General features: G+C 63.3%; 9 protein-coding genes, 1 tRNA gene and 1 pseudogene. 4 read left to right on the top strand and 7 right to left on the bottom strand.

The window, feature by feature from the left end; genetic code table 11:
* Nucleotides 1–227: 227 nt before the first annotated feature.
* Nucleotides 228–2,582 carry a PriCT-2 domain-containing protein gene (locus ACH196_RS36580; protein ID WP_396651730.1) on the top strand — a complete coding sequence of 785 codons (2,355 nt, stop codon included), beginning with the start codon at nucleotides 228–230 and terminating at the stop codon, nucleotides 2,580–2,582.
* Nucleotides 2,583–2,893: 311 nt separating this feature from the next.
* On the opposite strand, the gene ACH196_RS36575 is transcribed toward ACH196_RS36580, so the two are convergent.
* Nucleotides 2,894–3,220, bottom strand: a complete 327-nt coding sequence (locus tag ACH196_RS36575; RefSeq protein WP_056114623.1) for a helix-turn-helix domain-containing protein — start codon at nucleotides 3,218–3,220, stop codon at nucleotides 2,894–2,896.
* 124 nt (nucleotides 3,221–3,344) lie between these two features.
* On the opposite strand from ACH196_RS36575, the gene ACH196_RS36570 reads away from it, so the two are divergent.
* Nucleotides 3,345–3,647: a hypothetical protein gene (locus tag ACH196_RS36570; protein WP_056114626.1), complete on the top strand. Its 303-nt coding sequence runs from the start codon at nucleotides 3,345–3,347 to the stop codon at nucleotides 3,645–3,647.
* Between the two features lie 6 nt (nucleotides 3,648–3,653).
* Here ACH196_RS36570 and ACH196_RS36565 read toward each other — a convergent pair whose 3' ends face one another.
* From ACH196_RS36565 to ACH196_RS36555, 3 genes are all read right to left on the bottom strand, one after another.
* Nucleotides 3,654–4,376: a hypothetical protein gene (locus ACH196_RS36565; protein ID WP_396651729.1), complete on the bottom strand. Its 723-nt coding sequence runs from the start codon at nucleotides 4,374–4,376 to the stop codon at nucleotides 3,654–3,656.
* Nucleotides 4,354–4,905, bottom strand: coding sequence for a Panacea domain-containing protein (locus ACH196_RS36560; protein ID WP_263806431.1), 552 nt, complete (start codon nucleotides 4,903–4,905; stop codon nucleotides 4,354–4,356). Before ACH196_RS36560 ends, ACH196_RS36565 begins: the two co-directional genes overlap by 23 nt.
* Before the next feature lie 31 nt (nucleotides 4,906–4,936).
* Nucleotides 4,937–5,012 (bottom strand) — tRNA-Thr (locus tag ACH196_RS36555).
* A 517-nt stretch (nucleotides 5,013–5,529) separates the two neighbouring features.
* Between ACH196_RS36555 and ACH196_RS36550 the strand changes: the two genes are divergently transcribed.
* Nucleotides 5,530–6,642, top strand: a complete 1,113-nt coding sequence (locus ACH196_RS36550) for a hypothetical protein (RefSeq protein ID WP_396651728.1) — start codon at nucleotides 5,530–5,532, stop codon at nucleotides 6,640–6,642.
* 24 nt (nucleotides 6,643–6,666) lie between these two features.
* On the opposite strand, the gene ACH196_RS36545 is transcribed toward ACH196_RS36550, so the two are convergent.
* Complete coding sequence (locus ACH196_RS36545; protein ID WP_396651727.1) at nucleotides 6,667–8,298, bottom strand: cisplatin damage response ATP-dependent DNA ligase; 1,632 nt, start codon at nucleotides 8,296–8,298, stop codon at nucleotides 6,667–6,669.
* Nucleotides 8,298–9,308 (bottom strand): ligase-associated DNA damage response exonuclease, encoded by a 1,011-nt coding sequence (locus ACH196_RS36540; protein ID WP_396651731.1) that lies wholly within the window; start codon nucleotides 9,306–9,308, stop codon nucleotides 8,298–8,300. The genes ACH196_RS36545 and ACH196_RS36540 overlap by 1 nt, the downstream gene beginning before the upstream one ends.
* Before the next feature lie 104 nt (nucleotides 9,309–9,412).
* Here ACH196_RS36540 and ACH196_RS36535 point away from each other — a divergent pair, with 104 nt between their 5' ends.
* Entirely contained in the window at nucleotides 9,413–10,342 is a 930-nt protein-coding gene (locus ACH196_RS36535) for a methyltransferase domain-containing protein (protein ID WP_396651726.1), read from the top strand.
* 89 nt (nucleotides 10,343–10,431) lie between these two features.
* Here the strand turns inward: ACH196_RS36535 and ACH196_RS36530 are convergent.
* Nucleotides 10,432–11,064: pseudogene (locus tag ACH196_RS36530) on the bottom strand (hypothetical protein); the annotation flags it as partial.

Here is an 11,064-nt window from a genome sequence, read left to right as displayed (position 1 = left end):
CAACGCGCCCGACCGGGCTGCGCGACCCCGACCAGCTTCACCCGGTCGGGCGCTCACCCTCGCGCACTGCACGAAGGGGGTCAAAATTGGACGCCGATCCGGGGTCAACTTTGCGCGCCGATTGACAATCAGGCTTCGCCCCGGCTCCAAGAGCGGCGCGATTCGCTATCGTCTCAGCGCCGTACTGCACTGGCTTGAAGAACGGCAATGCGACCCGGAGGCGGGTCATGTCTGAGTCGAGCCACAAGACTTTACTCGCCTTCCTTTTCTCCCTTGCCGGTCATGGGCGAACCGACTGCTACAGCCGGTTCAACGTCCGTAACGGCAAGGGGTATCTCTTGGCCGAGGAGGCCCTGAATCAAGATGTTGTCGCCGCTCACCAGAGCGGCGAACAGCCTATAGCCATCTATCTGTTTGCGGGCGAAACGACACGACTCGCCGCTCTGGACATCGACAATCATGGATCGGAACTGAACTGGCAGGATGTGGCCCAGCGCACCCGGCCGCTTGTCGAGGATTTGCGCTCGCGGGGCATCACGCCTCTCGTAGTGCGCTCGGGAGGCGGATCAGGCATTCATATTTGGCTGGTCTGGCGAGAGCCGCAGAATTGTCGAGATGTCCGCCGACTTCTGGCGCGGATAATGCGCAAGCACGGTTTCAAGCCGGGCACGGGCGGCATCGCCAACGACGAAATCGAGGTCTATCCGAAGCAGGATTCAGTTCCAGCAGGGAAGCTCGGGAATCCTATAGCACTGCCGTTCTCACGACGCTCCGTTCCGCTCGACGGCGATCTTCAGCCGCTTTCCCTAGATGGCTATACGCCTGCGGCCATCGAGGATTTGCGTGCGCCACCTCTTGCCTTGTTGCCGATGGACGATCTTCCCCATGACGAGCAGCCCCGGCCTCCCCGCTATCCTTCGCCGCCGGACGTGGTGCTCAAGGGCGACGAGTCGCAGGCGAACGCAGCCCTTCGGCATGTTTCCGCGAATGACTACGACAACTGGATTCGGATGGGTTTCGTGCTCAAGCACTCCTTCGGTGAAAACGGCTTCCAGCTTTGGGACGAATGGTCGAAGTCGTCGCCCAAGTATCCGGGCGAAAGTGAATGCCGAAAAGTCTGGGATAGCCTCGACCCCGACGGCGCGGTCGGCATCGGAAGCCTGTTTTATCTGGCCCAGCAAGGAGGGTGGAACGGACCCAGCGAGCCGCAAATCCGTGAAATGAACGCCAAGTACGGCATCGTCACCCAAGGCACGAAAACCATGATCGTTGAAAAGCAGATCGACCCGGACGAGGACAATGCGTTCGTGTGGATTTCAAAAGAGGTGCTACGGGATCGGCACAGGTCGGAGAGTGTTCTTGTCTCAACCGGCAAGACGGTCGAACAGGTGCCTTTGCCGGTCTATTGGCTCTCTAGTTCCGATGCCGACCACTATCGGCGTATCGACTTCAATCCGGGTCTGCCGCCCGGCCGCAATGGCGATACCTATAACATCTGGACCGGCTTTGCGATTAGACCGGAACCGGGCGACTGGAGCATCCTCGAGGAACACATTGCTGAGAATATCTGCGACGGTGATTCAGAATTGAACGAATGGATGCTGAATTGGCTTGCCCTTGGCGTTCAACGACCCGGAGATGTCCTTGGAACGGCCCCCGTGCTTTCGGGTCTACCCGGTGTTGGCAAGGGTGTTCTTGCCCATAGCTATGGAAGCCTCTGGGGTCGGCACTACACGACCATAACCCAGGAATCGCATGTGAGCGGGCGCTTCAACGCGCATCTGTTCGGACGGCGCTTCATCTTCATCGACGAAGGCATATGGGGTGGCAATCGGCAGGATGCCGGAACAATCAAGACACGCGTAACGGAGCCCTACATTATGCTGGAAGCTAAGGGCATCGACCCGATGCGGATTCGGAACCGGACGATCTACATGGTGGCTTCGAACGCGGCATCCATTGTTCCGGCCGACCTTGCTGACCGCCGCTGGCAAATGTTTGAAGTGAGCGACAAACGACGCGGTGACCGCGACTACTTTACGGCGCTCGCGCAGCAGTTCGAAGCCGGTGGGCGGGAAGGAATGCTGTACGACCTGCTGAATCGCGATGTCACTGCCGGTCCCGATCCACGCCGCACGATCAAGACTGCGGGGTTGTTCGACCAGATCCTTCGGGCCCAAGGACCGGAGTTCCGCTACATCTTCCAATTTCTCGACGACGGCTTGCTTCCGCAACCCGACGCACCGGGCAATGGACCTGGAGCAACGACTGTGCAGGCCATGTTCAACGAGATGCGCACCGCACATCCTGGCGGGCAGTACGTGAACAAGGGCGACTTCGGCAAACGCATGAGAGCGATCATTCCTGGCATCAAGGATGTGCAGAGCGGCTGGTTCATAGATGGTCACGGGCCGAATGCGACACGGTCGCGGTCAACGCGGTACACCTTCCCCCCGTTGTCCCAATGTCGGCGCGCGTTCGAGGCACATGCCGGCCAGAAAGTACCGTGGTCGAACGATCTCGAAGACTGGCAGGACGGGCGCACAAGCGACTCGGACGGACGCACAAGCGACCCGTTCTGACCCCACGCCGCCAAAAATGGGCGATATGGGCAGCATGGTTGCTTTGCCAATCGCCAGCCCTTGTTGCCGCCGCCCCTAAATGCCCCCCTTTGCCCATACTGACCATATCAACCATATCGGTTGCACTCACTCAGCCGTTGGCCCTGTACCGGGCTGCCACCCGTGGGGCGCAACCTTAGCCACCAACACCTCGGATGGCCTCTGAGCGGCCTTCAGATGCCCGCTGGCGCTGCTTATGCAGTGTGGGGGGCCCAGCCCCAAGCGCAGCCGTGCTTAGCCTACCTCGGAGGCCATTTGCAGGTGGTGAAACGCTACCCCACAAACGCCTTCAGCATTTTGGCTGCCCGGCCAAGCTGCTCTTCGTTCATCCTCGAAAGGGTGCCGTTGATCTCAGTCAACAGCCGCGCTCTCTCGCCTGTTCCCGGTACGGTGTCGGCACCGAATAGGACTGGCGCGGGAACGTCGAGCACCATCGCTATTTTCTCCGCTGTCTCGAAAAGCGGCGCGGCTACGCCTCGTTCGATTTTGCCGATGGTCTCGCGGGAGACGCCAACCTGACCGGCAAGCTGCTCAAGGGTCCAGCCCTTGGCCTTTCGGTGATGGCGCACATTCGCACCGAATAGTCGCTGAAGCTCCATTGCGCACCTCTTCCTGACGAAGGCGGCAATCGGCTGCGCAAATCGAGAAATGAGAACTTTGCATTCTCACAAACGAGAACTATAACATCTCATATTGCTAAGGTGGGCGTTGTGGTTCTGTATCATGGCGACATTCGATACTCTGGGATATGTCTTCAACTGGCTCTTGCTGATCTTCTTCGGCGGGCAGGCCGTCATCTTCGTGGGCCTCGTGCTGTGGATGGTCTGGACCGACGGCATAAAGCCAAGACTGATCCCCGTTGATGACATCGCGAGCGTGGCCGACGACATCATCGCCCGCTATCCCGACCCGGAGCTTGAGGCTTTCGCCCGCCATGAGCGCGCGTGGTACGATAGCGACGGCGCAGAGCAGACCTATTGGTATCGCGTGCGGAAAGCCGTCAGGCGGCGGTTGGAAGGGCGCTGAGGCGCCTCATCCGAACAGGGGGCCGTGACCACCACCAGCGGCCTTGCGGCGAACCTCGTGCTCGCGTGCCTCGCTGACTTCGCGCCAGATTTCGTAAGTCTCGCTGACCATCTGGTCGAGCTGGTCGAAGCCGAAAAGCTCGACGCCTTCGTCGGTGCTCATCTTCACTGGACGCTGGTCATCAGCGGCGTCGCCGAACTGAACAATGCCGAGCCGAGCGGCGGCGAAGTCGGGATTGGCGACCCGGATATGCTCATGCATCATCGAGAAGACGAAACGCCTCGCCTCAGCCGTCAGGCGTTTGCCGCGCCTGGGATCGATGAAGATCACCAGTGGCGCATCCTCCAGCGCCGTCACCATCGGCAACCAGTACTCTACCTTCTCGCCGACGCTCAGCGACAGGGCGAAGAAGGCTTGAGAGCGGCTGCGCAGGGCTTGGGAGCGCGCGAAGTCATGCAGCCCCTTGGCGACGAGCAGGTTGGCGTCGCACTCATCCTCGGACGTCGCCTTCGCCCGTATCAGTCGTTCCAAAACCGGCCATGCGGTCGGATCGGCCGATGCGAACATATCGGGCTGGACATTGAAGATGTCTGCGAACCGGGAGCGTACTGGCTTGTAGGTGATCGTTGGATGCCCGAGCTTGAAATGCTCAAGGGCGCGGCGCTTCTGGTCGGTCGGCAGCGTTGCGACGCGGGCAAGGTCGATCTCAGGTAAGCGGCGTATCTTCATCCGGCTCTCCCGCGACCGGAGCCGCGCCAACGGAAACCTTGTGATTCTTGAATCGGTTAACGATTACATCATCGGGGATTCGCAATCCCAGCGCAACCGACGTTCGCCCTTTGTCCGCAATGTAGTGCCACGGCGCGTCCTTGGCGTGGGAGATGTCCACCAGCCGTCCCGGTGATAGACGACCATAGGACGATACAATACGCGCCAAATGTCGGCGAACGGATAGGTCTTCGGGCAGACTGAGTGTCGTACGCTCGCCGGTCATCACGTTCTGCCCAGTCGCGCGGAAGTCGATGGGGGAACTGCCAGCCGTCTTAAACGCGGCGTAGGCCGTGGGATGCACCGGCCCGTACTGCCAAGCCTCGAAATAGCCGCTGACCAGAGGTCGTTTGCCTTCGATCAGGAAAATGGAATGGGCGAAGTAGAGGAGTTTTTGAAGGGCGAGATTGGTGACCTTGATCCCCGACCTGTCAGCCTCGTCCAGCATGAGGTTGGCGACGGCTCTCGGATCGTATGGACCACCGGTCATCTGCGCACTTTGACTTCCTCGGGCTGGGAAGTGGTGCCGCTTAGGTGACTCGAACACCTGACCCCATCATTACGAATGATGTGCTCTACCAACTGAGCTAAAGCGGCTTAACCCTTCACACTGGCCATACTATGGCCCTACTAACTTTCACTCACCAGCCCCAACCCACTGGCTTCGAACCTCATTCTCTAGCGGACCCGCTAATTACGAATGATGTGCTCTACCGACTGAGCTAAAGCGGCGGCCGGCCTCCGGAACGAACCCGGACGACTCGCGCCTGATAACCGTATTGTGCGGCAAACACAAGCCCGCCTGCCGTTCGAATCGCGGATGCGGAAGGGGACTTTATCGAGATATTGGAAGAATTCGGCATCGGCTTGGCCAGGAATGGCGGGATAAGGCGGAGCGCTGCAGGAGAGTCTCCGGCGCAATGGGACGAAAGCCGGCGTAGTGAGGTGAAAAAGGGGGAGGCGAAGAATAAGCCGCTGCGGGCCTGCCCAAATCGGCAGATTCATGTGAGAAGGCGTTTTGCGTCGTGTCGAACCGTGTTTGCGCCGCTGCCGCCGTTGCTTGGAACGCCGGCTGCGGTTAACGAGAGTCCGGAGTGGTTCGTGGGAGTACGGTTTGGACCCGATCGAAAAAGCGATCCGCAGCGCCTTTGAAAAGGGCAACGCCGAGGACAAGACGTTTCGCGAGAACGTCTACCGCAAAGCGTTCGCGGCACTCGACCGTGCCTTGCAGGCCAATCCGAACCTGACGGTCGAGGCGGCGATCAACCGCCGCAAGGTTTTGCAGGCCAAGATCGTCGAGATCGAGACGGAATTCATTCCGGCGGTTCACGCGGTCGAGCCGGAACCCGCCGATCCGCTTGCCGGCGCTTTCGAAATGCGGATGGAGCCGGGCGCCGCGCCGGCTGTCGAGGTGCCGCAAGTCTCGGTCGACCCTGCCGGCAGACGGCATGAGCCGGCTGGCCCCGGCGATCTCGGTGCTTTCGACATACGCGGCGAACTGGCGACGCCATCCGAAGGCGTTGGGCTGGACAGCGGCCCCTCGGTCGCGCCGGATCCCGACGCTGCGCGCTCGCGCCGCGGCCGCAAGCCGCTGGCGGTGTTTTTCATCGTCGCCTCGCTGGCCGCCCTGCTCGGCATGGGTTTCCTGTTCGCCTTCCAGACCGGCCTGTTCAAGTCGCCGGCCGAGCGCGACACCTCGGTGCCCAACCCGCCGGCGACCGCCGAGGGCGAGGACTTCATTCCCGAGAACGAGGAGCCGCCGGTGCTTTCCAGCCAACCCGGCGAAGACCGCGCCTGGGTCGGCATCTTCTCGCCGTCCGACGCCACCTCCGTCAGCGCGCCCTCGGACACAACCGCGGAAGCCATGGAGGATGAGGGAGGAAGCTTCTTCCGCATACGGTCGGGAGAATCCGGCTCGGCGATCGTCTTCGACGTCGGCCAGGGCGTGTTGGAACAGCTTGCCGGCAAGAAGGCGACGTTCGATATCGTGGCGCGCGCCGCCGAGGGCCAGGAGACCGAAATGGCGGTCGACTGCAATTTCGGCGAACTCGGCGATTGCGGCCGCAAGCGTTACGCGGTGGGCTACGAGAAAGCCGACTTCCTGTTCGAGCTTGACCTACCCGCAAAGCGCCCAGGAGCCGGCGGCACCATCGCCATCATCTCGGACTTCGCCAACCAGGGCAAGGCAGTCGACATCTACGAGATCAAGGTGTCGGTCGCCCCGTAGGGGGCCGCATGGCAGGCCGGATCGTTATCCGGCTTTCGCCACGACAAGTTTCGGCTCGTCGAGCAGCGCCTGCAGTGTCTCGATCCGGTCGGCTTCGGCGGCGGGTTTGTCCCAGCGCAGGCGCGAGATGCGCGGAAAACGCATGGCGACGCCGGATTTATGCCGCGTGGAGCGGTTCAGGCCTTCGAAGGCGATCTCCAGCACCAGCCCGCTCTTGCGGTCGGCGCGCACCGAGCGCACCGGGCCGAAACGCTCGACCGTGTTGTCGCGCACATATTTGTCGATCTGCTTCAGTTCCTCGTCGGTGAAGCCGAAATAGGCCTTTCCGACCGGCACGAGCTCCTCGCCGCCTTCCGGGCCAGCCCAGACGCCGAACGTATAGTCGGAATAGAAGCTGGAGCGCTTGCCATGGCCGCGCTGCGCATACATCAGCACCGCGTCGACAGTGTAGGGGTCGCGCTTCCATTTGAACCAGGGGCCTTTCGGCCGCCCGGCCAGATAGGGCGAGGTCTTCTGCTTGATCATCACGCCTTCGATGACCGGATGCGGCGGGTGTCGCCGCATGTCGTCGAGGGCCTCCCAGTCGGTGAACGCCGTGATCGGCGACAGATCGAAGCGCGCCGGATCGAGCCGGGCGACGAAGCTTTCGAGGCGGCTACGCCGATCGAGGAAGGGCAGGGCGCGCAGATCCTCCGGCCCATCCTGCAATAGGTCGTAGCAGCGCACGAACACCGGAAAGCGCTCGCGCATCTTCGGCGATACGCTCTTGCGGTTCAGCCGCTGCTGCAGGTCGGAAAAAGTGCCGGTGTGCTCGGGCGGATGACCGACCAGAAGTTCGCCGTCGAGCGCGCCGTCGAAGGTCATCGCCTCAAGGAGATCGGGGAAGGCGCCAGAGATTTCGTCGCCGGTGCGCGAATACAGCTTTCGCAGGCCACCTTCCGCCACTGCCTGGACGCGAATTCCGTCCCATTTCCATTCGGCAGCATAGTCGGCGGGGTTGATCCTGGCGAGGTCATTGTCTTCGACGGCGTGCGACAGCATGACCGAGCGGAACAGCGCGCGCGCCGTCTTTTCCGGCCGTGGCGCCTTGCCCTCCAGCCACGCGAACAGCGACGCGTAGGGCGGGTCGAGCCCGTGCCACACTTCCTCGATCTCGGCCGCGTCGATCTTGCCCAGGTCGGCTAGTGCCTGCTTGGCGAGCCTGGCCGACACGCCGATGCGCAGGCCGCCGGTGACCAGCTTGATGATGGCGTAGCGCGCCGAGATGCCGGCCGTGTCGAGCAGATGCGCCAGCACCGACGGTCCGTCCGAGCGGCTGGCCGCCTGCAGCGCGCCGACGACGTCGGCGAGGCTGGGTGAACGGTTGGGCATGCGATGCGCCTCCGCGTCCGGCCAGACCAGCGACACCGTCTCCGCGAGATCGCCGACATAGTCGTAGGAATAGCCGAACAGAACTGGGTCCATGCGCTCCATGACCAGCGTGCGCAGCATTGCCGGCTTGACCGAAGCGATGGTGAGGTCGCCGGTGATGGCAGCCAGCGCCAGGCCGCGATCGGGGTCCGGGGTGGCGGCGAAATAGTCGGTGAGCAGCTTCAGCTTGCCGTTGCGCGACGGCGTCAGCACAAGGCGGTCGAGGAGTTCGGCGAAAGCCTCCATCAGTCCCCCTCGTCCTCGTAGCCGACCAGATGCAGCGGCCGGGCCGCGATCCCGGCGAGCTCGCACCAGCGCACCAGCGCCTCCTCGCGGCCGTGTGTCACCCAGACTTCGGACGCGCCGGTTTCCAGGATCGTCTCGGTCAGCTCGTCCCAGTCGGAATGGTCGGAGATGATCAGCGGCAGCTCGACGCCGCGCTGCTTGGCGCGCTGGCGGATGCGCATCCAGCCCGACGCGAAGCAGGAGATCGGTTCGGGAAAGCGCCGCGCCCAGCGGTCGGCGAAGGCCGAGGGTGGGCCGATGACGATGGCGCCGGCAAAGTCGCCCTTGCTGCCCGGCTCCAGGGTCGCTGGCTGGAGGTCGCCGAGATCGATGCCGCGGCTCTGGTAGTAGCCGGAGAGTTTGGCCAGCGCGCCGTGGATGTGGATCGGCTTTTCGAAACCGGATTCGCGCAGCAGCCGCATCACGCGCTGCGCCTTGCCCAGCGCATAGGCGCCGACGAGATGCGCGCTCTCGGGAAACTGCTTTACCGACTTGAGCAGCCGGCCGATCTCCTCTGTGTCCGGCGGATGGCGGAAAACCGGAAGGCCGAAGGTTGCCTCGGTGATGAAGACGTCGCAGGCGACGGGCTCGAAGGCGGCGCAGGTACTGTCGCGCTGCCGCTTGTAGTCGCCGGAGGCGACGATGCGGATGCCGCCGTGCTCGACGGCGATCTGCGCCGAGCCCAACACATGGCCGGCGGGGTGGAAGGTCACCGAAACGCCGTTGATCGTGATCCTGTCGCCGAGAGCGGCCGCCTGCGTCGCGCCGGCAAAACCTTCGCCATAGCGCAGCGCCATGATGTCGAGCGTTTCCCGGGTGGCGAGTACCGAGCCATGGCCGGAGCGCGCATGGTCCGAGTGGCCATGGGTGATCAGCGCGCGGCCGACCGGCCTGACCGGGTCGATGAAAAAATCGCCGGGCGGGCAGTAGAGGCCCTCGGGGCGGGGATGAAGCAGGTCGCGGGCGCGCATGGTCTTCAAGATAGGCTTTTATTCAGACTCGGGAAGCCCGTTGAAACGGTCTCCTGACTCGATCATAGATGCCCGGCCCTGACATTCGCGGGCCTGAGCACGTCATGAAATTGCTTCCCGCATCCTCCGGCGACCTGATCGCCGACCGCCGCGCCGACTACGCGGAAATGCTGTTTGCCGATGGCGAGCATGGAGCGGCGGCCGAACTGATGCTGGGGGCGCTGGAGCTGGCGCCCGGATGGGCGATGGGCTGGTTCCGGTTGGGGGAGTTTCAGGAGGCGGCGGGCGCGCCTGCCGAGGCCGAGCGGGCTTGGCGCATGGTGCTCAAGCTGGAGCCGGCGGACCGTCCCGGCGCCGCGCTGAAGCTTGAGCTTATCGGCGCAGCACCCGCGGCCGACGCTCCGCCCAGCGCCTTCGTCGAGACGCTTTTCGACCAGTATGCGGAGAAATTCGACGATGCGCTGGTCAAAACGCTGCGCTATCGCGGGCCCGAATTGATCGCCGAAGCCATCCATGCCGCCGCGCCCGGCCGCAGGTTCAGCCACGCCGTCGACCTCGGCTGCGGCACCGGCCTGATGGGCGAAAGACTGCGGCCTTTCGTTGGCCATCTCGAAGGACACGACATCTCCGCCGCCATGCTGAAGAAGGCGGGCGCTCGAAAGGTCTACGACAGGTTGGTGAAATCCGACCTCCAGCGCCTGGCGCTGGAAACCCGCAGCGCCGACCTCATCACCGCTGCGGACGTTTTCATTTATGTCGGCGCGCTGGAGCGCGTCGTTGCGACCGTGGGTTCAGCTCTGTTGCCGGGCGGCCTTTTCGCGTTCTCGGTGGAGAGGCATGACGGCCCGCAGGATTTCACCCTGCGCGGAACCCGCCGCTACGCGCATTCGGAGGATTATGTCCGGCGGATTCTGGCAAAGGCCGATATGAAAATCATCGCGCTGTCCGCCGACACCATCCGCATGGACCGCGCCGAACCCGTGGCCGGCCTGTTCGTTTTGGCGTCGAGTTTCGGCGGTTTCGCCAACGGATGAGTCCGCGCCGACAGCGGCCATCGTCGTCCCGGCGTGGAAAATCCGCGCCGGCTGCCAATCCCTTCGCCTTTTTGTCCGCAAGGGCACCGTCAAGACGATTTGCGCCTCGGCGGCTCCAGCGCGTAATGCGCCATGGCATTGGCATGCGCCAGAATCTCGTCGACCTCGCGGATGTTCTTGCGTTTCGGAGCATCCGGATCGATGCGCGGTAATCTTCCGCCCGGCGGCCGCCCGCGCCGCAGCGGCGAAAAACGCCGGAAGCGGGCCGGACCAGGCTTGCCCTGCGCTGCCGCCGCGTCGCGGGCCGCCTTGTCGCGTGCAAGACCTGCATCGTTGCGCGCCTTCCAGCGGGCGAAACGCTGCGCCTGGCCGGGAAGATCGTCGAGTGCCTGACCCAGCGCGTCCAGCCTGAGCGTCAGCTTTGCCGCATTGATCGGATCGTTCTGCGACGGCGGCGGCGGCAGGGGGATGCGTGGCGCATCGTCGTCGATCGACCGGATGCGCGGGGCGGCATGCGCCGGCACATAGTTGCGGCGGATGCGGAACGGATATTTCAGCGCATCGAGCAGCGAAAGGTTTTGTCCACGCGGCCTGGCGGCACGCCGTTCGGCGACTTTCCGTTCGGCTTCATAGCGGGCAAAGTCTTCTCTCGACAGGGTGACGGCAAGGCCGAGGCGGCGCATGGCGGCCACCGTGTCGGAAATTTTTGGTTTTGGCTTTCG

The organism is Mesorhizobium sp. IMUNJ 23232 (genome assembly GCF_044326205.1).
In the GTDB taxonomy this organism is placed as follows: Bacteria; Pseudomonadota; Alphaproteobacteria; order Rhizobiales; family Rhizobiaceae; genus Kumtagia.
The sequence above is the reverse complement of the archived record's forward strand: the minus strand, read 5'-3'. Positions and strand labels throughout refer to the sequence as shown.